Below are 17564 nucleotides of genomic sequence, written 5' to 3'. Positions count from 1 at the left end.
TTCGCCTCAGCCCTTCGTTTCGGTGCGGTCTTGCGCTTCGGTGCGGTCGCGCGCCGCGTCCCGCAGGACGCGGTCCAGCTCGCGCGCCAGCCTGGTCACCTGGGGCCGCTGGAGCATGGTGTAGTGATCGCCGGGGACGGAGATCTCCACGACGCCCTCGGCGTGCGGCTCCCAGCCGCCCGCGTACTGCCCCTCGGCCGCGCCCAGCGAGGTGAGGACGCCGTCGTGGCGTCCGGGCCGGTAGGTCAGGGCGGTGGCGGCGTTGGCCATGAACACCCGGATGCGCCGGCCCAGCTCGTCGCGGATGTCGGGGGGCACCCGGCCGGAGCGTTCGAGCGCGTCCACCACCTCGGCGGTCTGCTCGTCCGGTTCCAGCCCGGTCAGCCGGTCCCAGTCCAGTTCCGGCGGCTCCTTGCCCTGCAACCCGGACAGGTCGCGGGCGAAGGACGCCAGCATCTCGGTGTGCGTCGGCGGCTCGTCCAGGGCGGGCGGCGCGGCGGAGTCCAGCAGCGCCACCAGCGCGACGCGCTCCCCCTGCCCGCGGAGCTGCCGGGCCATCTCGAACGCGAGCGTCCCGCCGATCGACCAGCCGCCGAGCAGGTACGGGCCGACGGGCCGGGTGGCGCGGACGGCCTCCAGGTAGCGGGCGGCCATCGCGGGCACGTCCGGCGGGTCGGCCTCGCCGTGCAGGCCGACCGCCTCGATGCCGTAGAACGGTTGCCGCTCGTCCAGGAGCCCGGCGAGGTCGAGGTAGGGCACGGCGGACCCGCCGGACGGGTGGACGCAGAAGAAGGGCGTGCGCTCGCCCTCGGCGCGGATCGGCACGAGCCACGGTGTCGAGCCGCGTTCCTCGGCGGCGCCCCCGCCCGTGCCGCGCTCGTCGATGGCCGCGGCGATCCGCCGGACGAGGGGGTTGAGCAGCACGTCCCGGGGTTCCAGCTCGACGCCGAACTCCTCGGCGACGCGATCGAGGAGCTGGACGAGGTTGAGGGAGTTGCCGCCGACGGTGAAGTAGTTGTCGCCCGGCCCCACGGCGGTGTCGCCGAGATCGAGCGTGTCGCGCAGCAGGCCGATGAGCCGCCGCTCGGTGCCGGTCGGCTCGCCGTCCCGCCCGCGCGGCGCCGTCGCGTCCCGCCCGCCCGGCCCCTTCGCGTCGGGTTCCGGGAGCCGCGACCGGTCGAGCTTCCCGCTGGGGTTGCGGGGGATCGCGTCCAGCTCGATCAGCTCGGACGGCACCATGTGCGCGGGCACCTCCGCCGCGAGCGCCTCGCGGACCGCGCCGGCGTCGAATGGGCCGTTCCCACCGGCTGCCGGCCCGGACGCCGCGACGTACCCGACCAGCCGGGGGCCGCCCGGCCCCTCCTGCGCGGTGACGGCGGCGTCGGCCACGTCCGGCCGCGCGGTGAGGGCGTGCTCGACCTCGCCGGGCTCGATCCGCAGCCCCCGGATCTTGATCTGGCCGTCCGCCCGCCCGACGAACTCCAGGTTCCCGTCCGGCCGCCACCGCACCAGGTCTCCGGTGCGGTACATCCGCTCGCCCGGGTCCGGCTGGAAGGGGTCGTCCAGGAACCGCTCGGCCGTCAGCTCGTGCCGGTTCAGGTAGCCGCGGGCGAGCCCGGTGCCCGCGATGAACAGCTCGCCGGGCACTCCGATCGGGACCGGCGCGAAGTGCTCGTCGAGGACGTACGCGCGGTGGTTGCCCATCGGGCGGCCGATCGGCGGCATGGCCGTGAGCGGCTCGTCCGGGCAGCGGTAGTCGACGCAGGCGACGGTCGCCTCGGTGGGCCCGTAGCCGTTGTGGAACTGCCGTCCCCCGGTGTTCCACCGGTTCACGAGCTCGCCGGGGAACGGCTCCAGCCCGACGAACAGCGCCCGCAGGTCCGGCAGGTCGTCGGGATCGAGCTGCTTCAGGACGGCCGGCGGCAGGTCCGCGAGCGTGACCCGCTCGTCCCGCATCAGCGCGGTGAGGCGCCCCGGGTCCAGCAGCGCCTGCCGCGGCGCGGTGACCAGCAGCGCACCGTGGCACAGCGCCGCGTAGACGTCGAAGACGCTGACGTCGAAGGCGAGGTTCGCGAACTGCAGGACCCGGTCGTGCGGGGTGATGCCGAACAGGTCGCGGCAGTTGGCGATGAAGTTCACCACCGCGCGGTGGCTCACCATCACCCCCTTCGGGGTCCCGGTGGAGCCCGAGGTGTAGATGACGTAGGCGAGGTCGTCCGGACCGGCGTCGGACGGCGGCGGGCCCGGAGGGAGCGCGGCGAGCCGCTCGCGGGTCTCCCGGGCGTCCAGCAGCAGCTTCGGCGTCTCCTCCGGGAGCCGGTCGGCGAGGTCGGAGGTGGTGACGACCAGTCCGGCTCGGGAGTCCTCCAGCTGGAACGCGAGCCGTCTCGGCGGGTAGTCGGGGTCGAGCGGGAGCCAGGCGGCGCCGGTCTTCAGGACGGCGAGCTGCGTGGCCGGCGCGTCCGGGCCGCGCTCCAGCAGCATCGCCACCAGCCGCCCCGGCTCCGCGCCGTGTTCGTCCGCCAGCAGCCGCGCGAGGCGGTCGGAGCGGCCGTCCAGCTCGCCGTAGGTGACGGTCGTCCCCTCGTGCCGGACGGCGGGCGCGTCCGGATGGTCGAGGGCGTGCTCGCTGACGAGCCGGTGCAGCAACCGCCCGTCGGTCTCGTGCGGGCGCGGCTCGGGATTCCCCCAAGCGAGCACCTTGCGGCGCTCCTCGTCGCCGACGATCGGCACCGCGCCCGCGGGCCGCCCGGGATCGGCGGGCCCGGCACGAAGCGCGGTGAGCAGGTGCCCGGCGGTCCGCGCGATCCGGCCCGGCTCGAAGAGCTCGGCGGCGTACTCGATGCGCAGCCGTGCCGCGCCGTCCGGCTCCTCGATCACCTGGACGAACAGCTCGAAGTCCGAGCCGCCGTGCGGGACCGGGACCTCGCCGGGCGCCGCCTCGACCCTGGACAGGGCGGCCTGGAGCGGCGTCCCGCCGAGGTCGAGCGCGCCGAGCGGCACGTCCTGGTGGGCGCGGGCGTCGGTGAGCGCCCGGGCGGCCCGGTCGGTCAGTTCCCCGAAGCCCTCGTCACCGGGGACGTCCACGCGCAGGACGAGGGGCCGCGCGAGCGGCCCGGCCAGCGGGCGCAGCGCTTCCCGGGCGCGGCCGTCGGTGAACGCGCCGACGACCAGGTCGTCCTGCCGGGTGTAGCGGGCCAGGACGACCAGCAGCGCCGCCAGCAGCGTGCCGTCGTCCACGTCGCGGAGCCCGTCCGGGATGGTCTCCTCGTGGACGCCGCCGGACCGGGGCCGGCCCGCGGTGCGGCGGAAGTCGACCGGCAGGTCCAGTGCGGGCAGCCCGGTCAGCCGCTCCGACCAGAACGCCAGCCCGCGTTCGAGGCGCTCACCGCCCAGGACGGCGCGCTCCCACCGGGCGGCGTCGGTGAGCCGCACGCCCGGCTCACCGCCACCACCGGACACCAGCTCACGGGCGACCATCCGCAGCGTGTGCGCGTCGGCGACGGTCCGGTGGGCCGTCAGGACCAGGAGCCCCGCCGCCACGTCCCCGCCGTCCCCGCCGTCCCCGCCGTCCCCGCCGTCCCCGCCGGGCGGCAGTAGCAGCCGCGCCCGGAAGAGCGGGCCCTCGGCGAGGTCGAACCGGGACGCGGCGGCGTCCCGGGGCACGTCCTCGCGGCTGCGCCGGTCGAGGTCGCCCACCGTGAGCGGGACCTCGCCCGGCGGGTCCACGATCTGGTACGGGACGCCGTGGGCCGTGCCGAAGCGGGTCCTCAGCGCCTCGTGCCGCGTGGCCGCGGCGGTCAGCGCGCGCCGCACCGACGGCACGTCCACCGGGCCGTCCAGCCGGATGGCGAGCGTCTCGGCGGACACCTCGGGGGCGGGGCCGGTCAGCTCGGCGAACCACAACCGTTCCTGCTCGAAGGTGAGCGGCGGCGGCCCGGCGCGGCCGGCACCGGTGATCGGCGTGGCTTCGCGGCGGGCGGCCAGGCTCCGCCGCCGGGCCAGGTCCAGCAGGGCACGCCGGACGTCCTCCACGCCGTTCTCCACGCCGTTCTCCACGCCGTTCTCCACGTCGTTGCTCTGCGTCTGCGTCATCCCGGTCCGTCCTCCCGTCGGGCGTCGCCGAGCACCTCGCGTACCTCGTCCACCACCGCGTCCGGTCTGATCCCGGTCCGGTCCAGCAGATAGGGGTGGTCACCGGCCATCGAGACGAACTCGTCGGACACCGCCACCCGGCGCACCTGGACCGGCAGGCGCGGGGCCAGCGCCTCGCTCACGGCGGCGCCGAGGCCGCCGGTCTCCCAGTGCTCCTCGACCGTGACCACCAGCCGGGACCGGCGGGCGAACTCCAGCAGCGTCGCCACGTCCAGCGGCTTGACCGTGTGCAAGTTCAGCACGGCGGCGTCGAGGCCGAGATCGGCGAGCCGCTCGGCGGCCAGCAGCGCCGCGTCCACCGGGTACGGGCCGCAGGCGGCGAGCGTCACGTCGTCGCCGTGCCGCAGCACCTGCGCCTCGCCGATCCGCACCGGCGGCGCGTCCTCGGGCAACTGCGGCGTCGCGCCCCGGCCGAGCCGCAGGTAGACGGGACCGGGCAGGTCCACGCACTGCCGGAACAGGGTCTCGGTCGTCGCGCCGCCCGCCGGGACCAGCACCGTCATGTTCGGCAGCGTCCGCATCACGGCGAGGTCCTCCAGGCTGTGGTGGGTCGGCCCGAGGCTCCCGGCGGACAGCCCGCTGTGCGTCGCGGCGATCCGCACCGGCACCGCGTTGTACGCGATGTCGATCTTGACGAACTCCAGCGCGCGGGTGCTGGCGAAGGTGGCCATCGTGTTCACCACCGGGACCCGGCCGCTCTTGGCGAGCCCCGCGGCCACCCCCATGAGGTCCTGCTCGGCGATGCCCAGGTTGATGTACCGGTCGACGGCCGGCCCGAAGTCGACGCCGGAGTACAGGCCGGTGTCGCTGTCCAGGCAGACCAGGCGGGAGTCCTCGGCCATCATCGGGACGAGCGTGTCGCGGAAGATGGTGCGGTCCGCAGGAACCTCCTCTGTCATGACCGGTCCCCCGTCCCGTCCGTCTCGTGCACGCCGTGTCCGTCGGCGTCGCGGAGGGTCGCCTTGGCGCGCCGGTGCATCCGGTCGTTCAGCTTCACGAAGTGGCTCTTCACCTTGTCCTCGACATAGGGCAGACCGCGGCCCTTCCGGGTCCGCGCGATGATCACGGTGGGGCGGCCCGGCTCCGGGGCCGCGGTGAACGCCTCCAGCAGGGCGGCCAGGTCATGCCCGTCCACCTCGCGGACGGTCCAGCCGAAGGACCGCCAGCGGTCGGCGAGCGGCTCCAGCTCGACGATCGACTCGGTGCGTCCGGTGATCTGGAGCCGGTTGCGGTCCACCACCGCGGTGAGCCGCTCCAGGCCCAGGGTCCCGGCCGCCATCGCGCCCTCCCAGACCGAGCCCTCCTGCAACTCGCCGTCCCCCATGATCACGACGCAGCGGCGGTCCGACCCGTCCAGCCGGGCGGCGAGCGAGAAGCCGATCGCCAGCGGCAGGCCGTGGCCGAGCGCGCCCGACGGCATCTCGACACCCGGTAGCGCGCTGTTGGGGTGGGCCATGAACTGCGCGCCCGGCGCGCCGTAGTCCGCGAGCCGTTCCGGGGGGAAGAAGCCGTACTCGCCGAGCGCGGCGTACAGGCCGATCGCCCCGTGCCCCTTGCTGAGGACCAGGACGTCCCGGCCGGGGTCGTCGGGCTCGCCCGGGTCGATCCGCAGCACCCGCGAGTACAGGCTCACCATGATCTCCACGAGCGACATCGAGCCGCCGAGATGGCCCCCGTTCTTGGTCGCGCACATGTCGACGATCCGCTCCCGGATGCTTCTCGCCCGCGCCCGCAACTCGTCGAGGTCGTCCACCTGCGGGCGGGGCCGGGGCACCGGCCGTTCGGCCGGACGTTCGACCGGGCGCGGTGCCGGACGCGGTGCCGGGGGCGCGGACTCGGCGCCGGGGGGCAGCGCCGCGAGGCGGTCGAGCGCGGTGGTCAGCACCGAGATGCCGCGCAGGTAGCCGGCGATGTCGATCGACTCGTCCGGTGTGTGGTCGAGTTCGCTGTCGCCGGGCCCGTAGGTGGCCATCGGCATCCGCCACTTCTCGGCCAGCACGTTGAGGTCCGCCGTCGCCGTCTTCAGCTTGGCGGCCGGGCGGACGCCGTGCTCGCGGATGCCCGCGTGGAGTGCGCGGACCACCGGGTCGGCGCGGCCCACCCGGTGCGCGCCCACGTTGCCGATCACGCTGAGGTGCCCGTGCGGAGTCCGCGCCCGCAACCGCTCGACGAGGCCGTCCGCGTCGAACCCGGGCGGTGTGCGGACGCTGAACTCGGCCTCGGCGCGGACGAGGTCGCCGGTGAACGACACCAGGTTAGGGCCCGGCCGGTCGAACGCGTCGTGCCCCTCGCCCGGCCCGGCGCCGGGCCCGAGCAGGTCCAGCAGGTTCGCCCAGCACGTCCAGGCGTGCTCGGCCGCCTTCATGCCGGGCCGCGTGGGGTGCGCGGGCTCGCACTCCACCTCGTAGCGCAGGTCAAGCTTGCCCTTGTAGCCGAGGACGACCGTGGACCAGCCGCTCGGCTCCCCGACGATCAGCGCGTCGGGCGGCGGCAGCGTGTCGCGGACGGCCGTCGCGCCGCGCGACAGCGCCGTCTCCTCCTCCACCGCGCCGACCACGACGACGCGTCCGCCGGAGCCGCCCGCCCGCGCCGCCGCGCAGATCATCGCGGCCAGCGGGCCCTTCGCGTCGGACGCGCCCCGGCCGTACAGGCGGCCGGACTCGGCGCGGACGGGGACGTCGCCGGGGACGGTGTCCAGGTGGCCCAGCAGCATCACGGTCGGGCCGTCCCCGGCGCCGATCTCGCCGATGACGTTGCCCGCGCCGTCCACGTGCGTCGTGAAGCCCAGCGCGCCCATCTCCCGCGCCAGGAACGCCGCGAGGTCGCCCTCCGCGTACGACGGGGACGGGATCTCCAGCATGTCGCGCAGCAGCCCGACGGCGCGGTCCTCGGTGATCGGTTCGGCGTTGATCGGTTCGGCGGTCATGTCAGTCGCTCTCCTCGCTCAGGACGATCCGGGTCGCCTCGCCGGACAGCGCCGCCAGCACCGGGTGCGGGCGCCGGCCGTCGGCGACCAGCACCCGCGACACCCCGGCCCGCAGTGCCTCGCGGGCGGCGACGAGCTTGAGGCGCATCCCACCCGAGACGTCGGCGGGCGCGCCGGTGCCGGGCACGCGGTAGACCGGCAGGACGCTCCGTTCGTCGGTGGCGTCGGCGAGCACGCCGGGCGCCCCGGTCAGCAGCAGCAGCGTTCCGGCCTTCAGCGCCGCCGCGACCGCGGCCGCGGCCCGGTCGGCGTCGGTGTTGACGGGCTCGCCGTCCTCGGCGAGCGCGGGCGGCGACACCACCGGCACGCGGCCCGCCTCCAGCAGCACCGTCAGCAGCTCGTGGTCGACGGAGGTCACCCGCCCGCTGTGGTCGTCGCGGACGAGGACCTGCCGCCCGTCCACCACGGCCCGGTGCACCGGCTTGCGGCGGGCCCGCAGGACACCGCCGTCCAGGCCGGTCAGCCCGACGCCGGGGACGCCGAGCGCCGCCAGCGTGGTGCTGAGCCGGGGTTTGACCCCGCCGGCCAGCGCCATCGTGACGACCTTCAGCGTCGCCGCGTCGGTGTAGCGGGCGGACACCCCGTCCGGTGAGACCAGGCGGCGCAGCGTGATGCCCAGCCGCCCGGCCAGTTCCTCGATCTCGGCGGAGCCGCCGTGCGCCAGGACGACGCGGCGTTCCGCCTGGTACAGCTCGGCCACGTCGGCGCAGATGGCGGCCGGGTCGACGGCCGCGTGGCCACCGCATTTGATCACTGTGATGCCGGTCATGGACGACGCCTCGCTCAGATCGGGTGCAGGCCGGGAAACTCCAGGCCGGTCCGCTCGGGCCAGCCGAACCGGACGTTCATGCACTGGACGGCGTTGCCGGCCCCGCCCTTGACGAGGTTGTCCAGCGCACCGACGAGCAGGATCCGACCGCCGTCCGGGTCGGCCGCGAATCCCACGTCACAGAAGTTGGAGCCGGCCAGGATCTTCGGCTCGGGCAGCCGGTAGGCGCCGCGGCGCCGCGCGACGATCCGCGTGAACGGCTCCTCGCCGTAGCACTCCCGGTAGACCTCGCGCAGCCGCGCGTCGTCCACGGGCTCGCGCAGGCGCCCCCGGCACAGCACCTGCACGCCGCGGACGGCCTCGATCCCGGTGGCGGTCATGGTCACGCCGAGCCCGGTCTCCTGGGAGATCTCGGCCTCGTGCCGGTGGCCGGACGGTGCGAACACGCGCAGCGAGCCCGACCGCTCGGAGTGGGAGTCGGCGGGGCCGCTCGACCGGCCCGACCCGCTCGATCCCGTGCGCGCGTCCACGGACACGGCGGGCTTCAGCAGCCCGGCGTCCGCGGCGGGGTGCAGCGCGAGGATCGCGGCGGTGGCCATGCAGCCCGGGACGCTGATCCGGTCGGCGTCGCGCAGCTCCTTGCGGTGGGTCTCCGGCAGGCCGAACACGAACTCCCCGAGCAGCTCCCGCGCCTCGTGCGGGACGCCGTAGTAGCGCTCGAACGTCGCCGCGTCCGGCAGCCGGAAGTCGGCGGTCAGGTCGATGAGGACGTGCCCGCGCTCCAGCAGCAGGCCCGCCTGCCGCATGCTCTCCCGATGCGGGATGGCGGCGAACAGCACGTCATGGGCGGTGAGGTCGTCGGGATGGGTGAAGGAGAGGTCACAGACCGACCGCAGGTTCGGGTGGACGGAGTCGACGCGCCGGCCCGCGAGCCGGGCCGACGCCGCGGCGCCCACCTCGACGTGGGGATGGCCGGTCAGCAGACGCAGCAGCTCGCCCCCGATGTAGCCGGAGGCGCCGAGGACCGCGGCCCGGATCACGCTCGCACCCCTTCCCTGCGGGCGGCGACGTGCCCGGCGATCCGGTCGGCGACGTCCACCGCGTCCCCCATCGCCTCCTGGAAGCCGGAGAACTCCACCCCGGAGTTGACCTCCAGGACGAGCAGCCGCTCGCCGCGTTCCTCCAGCAGGTCCACGCCGGCGATGTCGGCGCCGACCGCGCGCGCGGCCTCCTCCGCCAGCTCGGCGAGCTCGGCGGTGACCGCGCACCGCTCGGTCGTGGCGCCGAGCGCGACGTTCGCCCGCCACCCGCCGGCCTCCTCGCCGGCGCTGCGGTGGACGGCCCCGACGAGCCGCCCGCCGATCACGATGGCCCGGACGTCGCGGCCGGGGGTCTCGACCATCTCCTGGACGTAGACGACATGCGACTGCGGCGACGGCAGCGCCGCGACGTGCTCCAGCACGGCCGCGGCGGCGTGGCGGTCCCGGACGGCCGTGACCAGCCGCCCCCACGAGCCCTGGAGGGGTTTGATGACGGCGGGGTAGCCGATCCGCTCGATCGTGTCGAGCGCCGCCTCGGGGGTGAGGGCCAGCGCCGTGCGGGGGACGGGCAGCCCGGCGCGGCGCAACGCCACCGACGTGCGCCACTTGTCGCCGCACAGCTCGGTCGCGGCAGCGCTGTTGATGACGGTGCCGCCGGCGGCCTCCAGGCCGCGCGCCGCGTACGCGGCGCGCACCTGGCCGATCTCGCGGTTCAGCACCAGCGGCCAGCGGGGCGGCCCGGCGTCCAGCTCGTACCGGCAGGCCCGCCCGTCCAGCCGCTCGTAGGGGACCGCGCGGCGGTCGAGGGCGGCCAGGATGCGTTTCTCGTCCAGCCGGACGCGCGAGGCGATGACGCCGACCGGCCCGGCCGCCCCGGGCTCGGCCGCCCGGGGCCCGGCCGTGGCACCGGTCTGCACGGGTGGGCTCACTCGCCCCAGTCCTCCTCCACATCGGGTGCGGGTGCGAGACCGACCGGGGCCGTCCTGACGACCTCCAACTCGGTGCCGCACTCGGCGCACTGGACGATCTCGTTCTCCTGCGCGCCGTCCTCGACGGCGACGTCGGCGGAGCATTCAGAGCACTTCGGCATGACGTATCTCTTTCGATCGGGACAATGCCAAACGTAGGTTCGCCCCGCCGCTCGCACATCGATCCACCGTTGATGTCGCCGGGCCCGGTTTCGTCGTGGTGATTACGCGGCCCCGCGTTTCGGCGGGGAAGGCTCGGAAACGTTCCGGTCACGGCGCGCCGCGCCTTGTGGTGGAGGTCCCATGCCCGATCGAAAAGCGTCGCCGTCCCTGCTCATCCTGTGGAGCGCACCGCGTAGCAGGTCCACCGCGTTCTTCCGCATGATGGCCGAGCGCGGCGATTTCAACGCCGTCCACGAACCATTCTCCTATCTGGCCGAATTCGGCTACGTCGAGCTGGGCGGAGCGCGCCTGACCACCGAGGCGGAGCTGATCGGGCGGCTGCGCGGGCGGTCCCGCGAGCAGCCGGTGTTCGTGAAGGACACCACCGACGAGCGGTATCCCGGCGTCCTCGCCGACGAGGCGTTCCTCGCGCGGGACGCCGAGCACGCCTTCCTCATCCGGCACCCGAGCGAGACGATCGCCTCCTACCAGCGGCTGAACCCCGACGTCGAGCGGCACCAGATCGGCTTCGAGGCGCAGCACGAGATCTTCGCCGCCGTCCGGCGGCTGACCGGACGCGAACCCGTCGTCGTCGACGCCGCCGACCTGGTCGCCCGCCCCGAGGCGACGGTCGAGTCGTTCTGCGCGCGGGTCGGCATCGGGTTCCGCCCGGAGGCGCTGACCTGGCGTGCGGAGCAGCGCGAGGAATGGACGCCGTCACGGCGCTGGCACGCGGACGCGGCGGCGAGCACCGGGTTCCAGCGGGGCGGTACCGAGCGCGACGGCGAGGACGTGGCGTCCCACCCGGTGCTCGGCGAGTATCTCCGCCACCATCTGCCGTACTACGAGGAGTTGCATGCTCACCGCCTCACGGTCTGACGTCACCCTCGACGGGACGCCGCGGCAGCGGCTGCTGAGCGGGATGTGGAGCGGGCTGGGGCTCGCCTCGGCGTCGTTCGCGCTGGCCGTCACCTTCGGGGCGACCGCGCGCACACTCGGCTGGGACCCGCTCCCGACGATCGTGTGCTCGCTCGTGGTGTTCTCCGGTTCGGCGCAGTTCGCGCTCGCGACCGCGCTGGCCGGAGGCGGCGGGATGCTCCCCGCCGTCGCCGCCGCCGCGCTCATCAACGCCCGGTTCATCCCCATGTCGGTGGCCATCGCGCCGAGCCTGCGCGGCGGGCCGCTGCGCCGGGCGCTGGTCGGCCAGGCGGTGGTCGACGGCTCGTGGGTGATATCGCACCTGGGGCGCGGCCGTTTCGACCTCGAACGGATGGTCGGGGCGACGCTGCCGCAGTGGCCGGCGTGGGTGACCGGCACGGCCATCGGCGTGTTCCTGCACCCGTCCCCGGAGGTGGTGGACCGGTTCGGCCTCGATGTGATCTTCCCCGCCTTCTTCCTGGTGCTGCTGCTGGAGGAGCTGCGCAGGTCGGCGGCCGCGCGGCGGGCGGCGGCGCTGGCGGCCGTGCTGGCGGGCCTGCTGGTCATGGTGGTGCCGGTCGGCGTGGCGCTGCTCGGCGCGTCCCTCGCGGCGCTGCTGGGCCTGCTCGGCGGTGCCGGCGATCCGGTGGAGGACGGGGCGGCGGAGACCGGCGCCGCGAAGAAGCCGGCACCGGACGAGACGGCCGCGGACGAGACGACGGAGGAACGATCATGATGCTCTGGCCCGCCATCGCGGCCGTCGCGGCGATCAACGTGCTGTTCAAGGCCGCCGGCCCGACCACGCTCGGCGGCCGCGAGCTGCCGCGCCCCGTCCTGCGGATGATCGCCATGCTGGCGCCCGCCCTGCTGACCGCCCTGATCGTCGTGGAGGTGGCCGGGCCGCGCTGGGACGACTTCGACTGGACGATCGCGGCCGGGCTCGGCGGCGCGCTCGGCGCCCGCCTGCTGCGCGCCCCCGAACTCCCCGCCATCCTGTGCGGCGTCGCGGTCACCGCCGCGCTCCGCCTGGTCCTCTGACCCCAGCACGGGAGGGCAGCACGGGAGGGCAGCACGGGAGGGCGGCCGGCGCGGGAGGGTGGTCAGCACGGAAACTCGCCGGCGGCGATGTCCTCGGCCTCCTCCCACGGGGGCCGGTAGTCCAGCTCGCGTGCCTCCCGCGCGATCGCCTCGCGGTGCTCCCACACCTTGGCCGCCGCGTCCGCGTACAGGTCGAGCATCGGTCGGGCCTTCGGGCTGAGGTGCGCCTTCTGGATGGTGAAGGAACCGTCGATCACCGCCAGCGTGTTCGGCCAGTCGGAGGCGCGGTAGTGGTCGACCGCGGCGATCGGGGGCCGCCGGAACAGCCGCTGCCCGGGAAGCGGCATCAACTGGTAGTGCGTCGCCGGGACGCCCTCGGCGCGCAGGGCCTTCATCACGGTCGCGCGGACCGCTCCGGCGTGCGCGGGGCCGAGCCCGAACGCCTCCGGGTCGACCATGAAGCGCAGGATGTGCCAGGCGTGCGTCCGGTCGTCGGGGGCATCGGGGCCACGCAGCCAGGGCAGCTCCGCCAGCCGCCCGAGGAACCGGCGGACGTTCTCGTCGCGGATCCGGTTCTCGTCGTGGAAGCGGACCAGCCTGCTGCGGGTGAACGCGCACTGGATGGCGTTGGGCTTGTCGTTCCAGCCGAGCATGTGCGAGACGTAGCTACGCGGTCCGGTGCCGTCCAGCACCTCGCCGAACTGCCGCATCATCCGCACGCGCCGGTGCAGATCGTCGTCGTCGGTGGTGACGAGGCCGCCCTCGCCGCAGGTCGGCAGGTTCTTGCTGACGTTCAGGCTGAAGGTGTTCACGCGGCCGTACGATCCGGCGGCCCGTCCGCGATAGCGCGCGCCGTGCGCCTGGGCGGCGTCCTCGACGAGGACGAGGCCGTGCCGGTCGGCGGTCGCGGCCAGCTCGTCGAGGTCGGCGGGCAGCCCGTGCAGGTGTACCACGACGATCGCCCTGGTGCGCGGCGTCACCGCGGCCTCGACGGCCTTGGGGGTGACGTTGAAGCTGACGGGGTCCACATCGGCGAACACCGGGACCGCCGACAGGTGCAGCGGCGTGATGGCGGTCGCGATGAAGCTCAGCGCGGGCACGATCACCTCGTCGCCGGGGCCCACGCCCGCGGCGGCCAGGGCCAGCGACAGCGCGGTGGTGCCGTTGCTGACGGCCACGCAGTGCCGGGTCCCGACCTCCTCCGCCCAGGCCCGTTCGAGGCCAGTGATCTCCTTCTCGCCCGCGGAGGCCGCGGTGTAGCGGCCGCTCGCGACGACCCGGCGCACCGCCTCCTCGTCCTCGGGGGCGATGTCGGGCCAGCGGGGGATCCGGCGGTCGCGCGGGACGGTCCGCGGCCCGCCGTGCAGGGCGAGCTCACTCATGGTCATCTCCGGTCGTGGTTCGGGAACGGGTCGGGTGGAGGAGCGGCCGGGGCGCCCGGGGGATCGGGTTCGGCGTCGAGGGCGGGCAGCGCGGACTCGATCCGCAGCAGCGCCCGTTCGGTGTCGCCGAGCAGCGCGTCGTGCCGCCGCCGCAGGCGCTCGGCCGTCACGTCGCCGTCCCGGGTGAGCGCGGCGAGGATGCGCAGCGCCGTCCAGTGGTGCGCCACCCGCGCGACCGTCCGGCCGAGCTCGCCGAGGACGGGTATGCCGGACGTGCGGCCGACGTGCGCGAGCAGGTCGGCGTGCAGCGCGGTCGTGGCCAGCGCCCCGCCCGCCACGACGAACAGCTCGTCGGCGATCTTCTCGCCGGCGGCCAGCCGCGCCTCGGTGTCGCGCAGGAACGCGGTGAGCCCGGACAGGCCCTCGTAGGCCTCGCCGTCGTCCGGCGCCGCGAACCCGTCGAGGTTGCGGCGTAGCCGGCGGGCGAGGACGCCGGGGTCCGGGGGCCCGGGGGTCCCGCCGTCGACGGTCGCCTCCAGCCAGCGGTGGCCGATGGCGCTGTCGGCGAAGAACATGTCGCGTTCGTGCCGGGCCTCGTTGCCGGAGCCCCGCGCGGCGGCGAGCACCTCCAGGGGCAGGTCTCCGTCGAAGCGGGGCGGCACCGCGTCCAGGACCCGGGCCGTCCCCGCCGCGTCGTCGAAGCCGTACACGATCACCAGATGGTTGGCGTGAACGTCCTGATGGGCGGGCCGGAACGGCAGCTCGAAGTTGTCCACGGCGACGGCGACGGGCGTTCCGGACGCGACGCGCTCGCGGACGTCCGCCCAGCCCTGCCGGGCGTCGGCCGGCTCGTGCCAGCGGGAGGACACGCGATGGAAGGGCGCCAGCGCGGACAGCAGCGGGACGCCCGGCGGGCACGGGAGGTAGTACTCCTCCTGCCGGAAGTCGCCCGGCGGGTAGTAGAAGCCCCACCGGGACCCGAGCGCCTCCAGAGCGGGCACCCCCCGGTGTTCCAGCAGCGTGGCGGCGCAGCTGTGCAGGCAGCCTGCGAGGTCGTGCCGCCAGGCCCGTACGCCGGGCACGATCGTCCTCATGCGGGCGCCACCTCCCCGGCGGGCAGGAGCGTGACGGCGAAGACGTGCACCGCCGGGTTGTCCGGCAGCCGCAGCGCGGCGAGCGGCATCTCGCGGGGGACGGGTATGCGTTCCCGCCACAGTGCCGGGCCCATCGGGCGCTGTACGTGCCGGGGGTAGTGCAGGCTCCGGCAGCGGATCGCCTCGCGCTCGCCGAACCACGCCTGCGTCTCAGGCCAGAAGTCGGAGACGCGCAGCCATTCGGGATCGACCGTCCCGTCCGCATAGTGCAGGTGGACGGGGTCCTCGGTGCGGCGCTCGGCCGCCGCGAGGAGGTAGAGCCAGTCGTAGCGTCCCTCGGGCAGCGGGATCAGGCCGCCGCCGCACCGCAGGTTGTCGGCGCCGCCGGGCCCCCGGTCGGGGAACCGGAACGGGACGCCGCCGAGCGTCGTCGGGGACCGCTCGGGCAGTTCCTCGGCCGGGAACGTGTTCCCCCAGATGTTGAAGGCGCCGCTGGACAGGTCGCCGGCCGGGGTGATGCCGACGTTGTCGAAGAACGGTGCCAGATCCACCGGTACCGCGGTGGACGTCACGGATCTCACCTCCGCAGGCGCGCCGCGAACGGCACGTGGGTCTCATGGCCGGGGACCGGCCGCCAGAACGCGAGCAGGTCGGGATGCAGGACGCGGGGCATCAGATGGGAGGGCGCCGCCGTGCGGCCGGCGGCGACGAGCCGGACGCCGGACGTCGCGTCGCCGACGTCCGCGAGCACCCCCGCGGGGTCGTGCGGGAACAGGTCGACTCCGGCGAGCCGGGCGGCGGGCGCCCCGGCGGCCGCGACGCGGTCGGCGGCCGCGCCGACGGCCGCCCGCAGGTCGCCCCGGAAGTCGGCGCAGCTCGAACAGGCGAGCCGGAGCCCGCCCCCGCCGAGGAACCAGCAGACGGCGGTGTGGTCTCCGGACGGCCAGGGCGGCTCGGGCCAGGGCAGTTCCTCGGGCGTCGCGAGTTCCCGGGGGACGCGGGCCATGGTGACCTCGCTGAGCGGCTTGTCCGGGCTGGGGAAGTGGTCGACGACCCGGTATCCGAGCGCCGCGTAGTAGGGCGGCAGGCAGCGTTCGACGACGGCGTCGAGCCAGATCCGGGGCACGCCCGCCTCCGCGGCGGCGCGCTCCACCTCGGCCAGGATCCGCCTCGCGACGCCCCGGCGCTTTCCCCGCCGGACGGTCGCGACCCGGCGGATCTCCCAGCCGCGCGGTCCGTGGTCGCGGACGCGCGCGGCGCCGACGGGTGTGCCGTGCGGCCCGAGGGCCAACCAGGCCGTGGTCCCGGCGCGCAGGTCGGCCGCCACGTCCCGCGCGGTGTCGTGCGCGCCGTCCGGCGGCGGGAGCCCGGGGACGGGGTCGGACCCGGTGTAGGCGAGCCGGGTCGTCGTCGCGATCGGGCCCGCCCAGCGCCGGATCGCGGTGGCGTCGCCCGCCAGCCGGACGACCGGCATCCGGGCCGCCCCGGCGCGGGCCGCCCGTCCGGACACCCTCTGCGTGGCCGTCATCGGTATCCGCGCAGGAGATCGGTGAAGCAGGACGCGCCGAAGCGCAGGGCCTCGGCCGGGACCCGCTCGTCGGGGCGGTGCAGCAGGCCCCGGTAGCCGGTACCCGCGGGCAGCAGCAGCGGCAGCCAGCCGTAACAGGCGATGCCGAGGCCGCGGAACAGCCGGGCGTCGGTGGACGCGGTGGTCATCATCGGCACCGGCAGGCCGTCGGGGTCGGCCGCGCGCAGCACCGAGACCAGGTCGTCGTAGAACGTGCCGAACTCCGGGCCGGGCATCGCCTCGCCCTCGACGAGGACCTCGGCGGACAGTTCCGTCCCGGTCCGCGCGGACAGTTCCGCGACGAAGTCGGCGGCGCCGAACCCGCCGGGCAGCGCCCGGCCGTCCAGTGTCACCGAGATCTCGTCGGGCAGGACGTTCGGCGCCGTGCCGCCCTCGATCACCGTCGCGTTCACCGAGGGGCGGAGCACCGAGCGCAGGTACTGGGCGTCCGCCTCGGGCAGGGCGTTCAGTGCGTCCTCGTCGCCGGGGTCGGTGCGGAGCCGCGCGAACGCGCCGGCAAGCGGTTCGTCGAGGACGGCGGCGAGTTCGCGGAGCATCCGATCCACCGCCGGCGTGACGACCGGCTCCAGGCCTCCGGGCTCGATCGCGCGCAGTAGCCGGGTGAGCTGCCGCACCGCACTCGTGGGCGGGGCCGTCCGCGAGGAGTGGCCGCCCGGACCGCGCAGGGTGACGCGCAGCCAGCAGGCGCGCTTCTCCGCCACGACGACCGGGTGCGGGCGGACGGTTCCGCCGAGGTCCAGGTCCGCGCCGCCGTCCTCGCCGACGGCGTGGCGCACGCCGGCGAACAGGCCGGGATGCTCGCGGACGAGGTGGCCCGCGCCCACGGCGCTGCCCGCCTCCTCGTCCGGGACGACGGCGAGCAGGACGTCGCCCGCCGGTGGCGTGTCCGCGGCGCGCAGGCGGAGCATCGCCGTGAGCATCATCGCCAGCCCGCCCTTCATGTCGAGCGAGCCGCGGCCCCAGACGTGGCCGTCGCGGAGCGCGCCGTCGAAGGGCGGATGGGTCCAGCGCTGCCCCCCGGTGGGGACGACGTCGACGTGCGCGTGGAGTAGCAGCGGGGGAGCGTCGCCCCGCCCGGGGAGGCGGACGAGCAGGTTCGGCCGCCGCGGGTCGGCCGCGATGACGCGGGTCTCCAGCCCCGCCCCGGCGGCGATGCTCTCGACGTAGCCGACGCAGGCGGCCTCGTCGCCCGGTGGGTTGGTCGTGTCGTAGCGGACGAGCCGCTGGGTCAGGGGCACCGGATCGAGCGCCGGCCCCGTGCGGGCGTCGATCGTTCGGTCGGGCACGCGGACCTCCCGTGCTGGACGGATGTGCCGGACTGCATCGAACGTAACCGCGCCTCCCCGACCGGCAGATCAGCCGTAGCGTGCCATCGGGCGCCGGTCATTTCGTTCTCCTGATGACGCCCGGTCGCCGCGTCCGGGGTTATATTGCCGCCATTAAATGATCATTCTTTGTGGTCGC

General features: G+C 75.1%; 15 protein-coding genes. 3 read left to right on the top strand and 12 right to left on the bottom strand.

Annotated elements, in window-relative coordinates; genetic code table 11:
- Window positions 1-6 precede the first annotated feature (6 nt).
- The 7 genes from AMA02S_RS19590 to AMA02S_RS43565 are packed head-to-tail and all read right to left on the bottom strand — an operon-like array spanning window position 7 to window position 10040.
- Window positions 7-4095 (bottom strand): non-ribosomal peptide synthetase, encoded by a 4089-nt coding sequence (locus AMA02S_RS19590; protein WP_067460596.1) that lies wholly within the window; start codon window positions 4093-4095, stop codon window positions 7-9.
- A complete protein-coding gene (locus AMA02S_RS19585) occupies window positions 4092-5054 on the bottom strand; it encodes a transketolase family protein (RefSeq protein WP_067460593.1) in 963 nt (320 codons plus the stop codon). The genes AMA02S_RS19590 and AMA02S_RS19585 overlap by 4 nt, the downstream gene beginning before the upstream one ends.
- Window positions 5051-7081, bottom strand: a complete 2031-nt coding sequence (locus AMA02S_RS44270; protein ID WP_084265325.1) for a M20/M25/M40 family metallo-hydrolase — start codon at window positions 7079-7081, stop codon at window positions 5051-5053. The genes AMA02S_RS19585 and AMA02S_RS44270 overlap by 4 nt, the downstream gene beginning before the upstream one ends.
- Window position 7082: 1 nt before the next feature.
- Window positions 7083-7910 (bottom strand): [LysW]-aminoadipate kinase, encoded by an 828-nt coding sequence (locus AMA02S_RS19575; RefSeq protein ID WP_067460590.1) that lies wholly within the window; start codon window positions 7908-7910, stop codon window positions 7083-7085.
- Between the two features lie 14 nt (window positions 7911-7924).
- On the bottom strand, window positions 7925-8950 hold the full coding sequence (argC, locus tag AMA02S_RS19570) for an N-acetyl-gamma-glutamyl-phosphate reductase (RefSeq protein WP_067460587.1): 1026 nt from the start codon (window positions 8948-8950) through the stop codon (window positions 7925-7927).
- Entirely contained in the window at window positions 8947-9879 is a 933-nt protein-coding gene (locus AMA02S_RS19565) for a RimK family alpha-L-glutamate ligase (RefSeq protein ID WP_218005033.1), read from the bottom strand. Before AMA02S_RS19565 ends, argC begins: the two co-directional genes overlap by 4 nt.
- The gene (locus AMA02S_RS43565; RefSeq protein ID WP_067460580.1) at window positions 9876-10040 is read right to left on the bottom strand and encodes a lysine biosynthesis protein LysW; all 165 of its coding nucleotides are present in this window, start codon (window positions 10038-10040) and stop codon (window positions 9876-9878) included. The genes AMA02S_RS19565 and AMA02S_RS43565 overlap by 4 nt, the downstream gene beginning before the upstream one ends.
- Window positions 10041-10221: 181 nt before the next feature.
- On the opposite strand from AMA02S_RS43565, the gene AMA02S_RS19555 reads away from it, so the two are divergent.
- The 3 genes from AMA02S_RS19555 to AMA02S_RS19545 are packed head-to-tail and all read left to right on the top strand — an operon-like array spanning window position 10222 to window position 12036.
- Window positions 10222-10959, top strand: a complete 738-nt coding sequence (locus tag AMA02S_RS19555; RefSeq protein ID WP_067460576.1) for a sulfotransferase-like domain-containing protein — start codon at window positions 10222-10224, stop codon at window positions 10957-10959.
- Entirely contained in the window at window positions 10937-11734 is a 798-nt protein-coding gene (locus AMA02S_RS19550; RefSeq protein ID WP_067460573.1) for an AzlC family ABC transporter permease, read from the top strand. Before AMA02S_RS19555 ends, AMA02S_RS19550 begins: the two co-directional genes overlap by 23 nt.
- Window positions 11731-12036: an AzlD domain-containing protein gene (locus tag AMA02S_RS19545; protein WP_067460570.1), complete on the top strand. Its 306-nt coding sequence runs from the start codon at window positions 11731-11733 to the stop codon at window positions 12034-12036. Before AMA02S_RS19550 ends, AMA02S_RS19545 begins: the two co-directional genes overlap by 4 nt.
- Window positions 12037-12098: 62 nt before the next feature.
- Here AMA02S_RS19545 and AMA02S_RS19540 read toward each other — a convergent pair whose 3' ends face one another.
- From AMA02S_RS19540 to AMA02S_RS19520, 5 genes are read right to left on the bottom strand one after another with little or no spacing between them, the layout of a single operon-like run.
- On the bottom strand, window positions 12099-13418 hold the full coding sequence (locus tag AMA02S_RS19540) for a DegT/DnrJ/EryC1/StrS family aminotransferase (protein WP_067460568.1): 1320 nt from the start codon (window positions 13416-13418) through the stop codon (window positions 12099-12101).
- A 2-nt stretch (window positions 13419-13420) separates the two neighbouring features.
- The gene (locus AMA02S_RS19535) at window positions 13421-14512 is read right to left on the bottom strand and encodes a BtrH N-terminal domain-containing protein (RefSeq protein WP_067460566.1); all 1092 of its coding nucleotides are present in this window, start codon (window positions 14510-14512) and stop codon (window positions 13421-13423) included.
- Window positions 14509-15084 carry a beta-sandwich domain-containing protein gene (locus tag AMA02S_RS19530; RefSeq protein WP_218005032.1) on the bottom strand — a complete coding sequence of 192 codons (576 nt, stop codon included), beginning with the start codon at window positions 15082-15084 and terminating at the stop codon, window positions 14509-14511. The genes AMA02S_RS19535 and AMA02S_RS19530 overlap by 4 nt, the downstream gene beginning before the upstream one ends.
- A 5-nt stretch (window positions 15085-15089) precedes the next feature.
- Window positions 15090-16040 carry a GNAT family N-acetyltransferase gene (locus tag AMA02S_RS19525; RefSeq protein ID WP_067460562.1) on the bottom strand — a complete coding sequence of 317 codons (951 nt, stop codon included), beginning with the start codon at window positions 16038-16040 and terminating at the stop codon, window positions 15090-15092.
- Window positions 16037-17386 carry a M20/M25/M40 family metallo-hydrolase gene (locus AMA02S_RS19520; protein WP_169806854.1) on the bottom strand — a complete coding sequence of 450 codons (1350 nt, stop codon included), beginning with the start codon at window positions 17384-17386 and terminating at the stop codon, window positions 16037-16039. Before AMA02S_RS19520 ends, AMA02S_RS19525 begins: the two co-directional genes overlap by 4 nt.
- Window positions 17387-17564 lie beyond the last annotated feature (178 nt).

Origin of the sequence: Actinomadura macra NBRC 14102 (assembly GCF_001552215.1) — a bacterium.
GTDB classification, from domain to species: Bacteria; Actinomycetota; Actinomycetes; order Streptosporangiales; family Streptosporangiaceae; genus Spirillospora; species Spirillospora macra.
The sequence above is the reverse complement of the archived record's forward strand: the minus strand, read 5'-3'. Positions and strand labels throughout refer to the sequence as shown.

What these genes read in the sequence shown, in the direction of transcription:
- AMA02S_RS19590 (WP_067460596.1), bottom strand. Translation starts at nt 4,095, where the DNA reads ATGACGCAGACGCAGAGCAACGACGTGGAGAACGGCGTGGAGAACGGC.
- AMA02S_RS19585 (WP_067460593.1), bottom strand. Translation starts at nt 5,054, where the DNA reads ATGACAGAGGAGGTTCCTGCGGACCGCACCATCTTCCGCGACACGCTC.
- AMA02S_RS44270 (WP_084265325.1), bottom strand. Translation starts at nt 7,081, where the DNA reads ATGACCGCCGAACCGATCAACGCCGAACCGATCACCGAGGACCGCGCC.
- AMA02S_RS19575 (WP_067460590.1), bottom strand. Translation starts at nt 7,910, where the DNA reads ATGACCGGCATCACAGTGATCAAATGCGGTGGCCACGCGGCCGTCGAC.
- AMA02S_RS43565 (WP_067460580.1), bottom strand. Translation starts at nt 10,040, where the DNA reads ATGCCGAAGTGCTCTGAATGCTCCGCCGACGTCGCCGTCGAGGACGGC.
- AMA02S_RS19555 (WP_067460576.1), top strand. Translation starts at nt 10,222, where the DNA reads ATGCCCGATCGAAAAGCGTCGCCGTCCCTGCTCATCCTGTGGAGCGCA.
- AMA02S_RS19550 (WP_067460573.1), top strand. Translation starts at nt 10,937, where the DNA reads ATGCTCACCGCCTCACGGTCTGACGTCACCCTCGACGGGACGCCGCGG.
- AMA02S_RS19545 (WP_067460570.1), top strand. Translation starts at nt 11,731, where the DNA reads ATGATGCTCTGGCCCGCCATCGCGGCCGTCGCGGCGATCAACGTGCTG.
- AMA02S_RS19540 (WP_067460568.1), bottom strand. Translation starts at nt 13,418, where the DNA reads ATGAGTGAGCTCGCCCTGCACGGCGGGCCGCGGACCGTCCCGCGCGAC.
- AMA02S_RS19535 (WP_067460566.1), bottom strand. Translation starts at nt 14,512, where the DNA reads ATGAGGACGATCGTGCCCGGCGTACGGGCCTGGCGGCACGACCTCGCA.
- AMA02S_RS19525 (WP_067460562.1), bottom strand. Translation starts at nt 16,040, where the DNA reads ATGACGGCCACGCAGAGGGTGTCCGGACGGGCGGCCCGCGCCGGGGCG.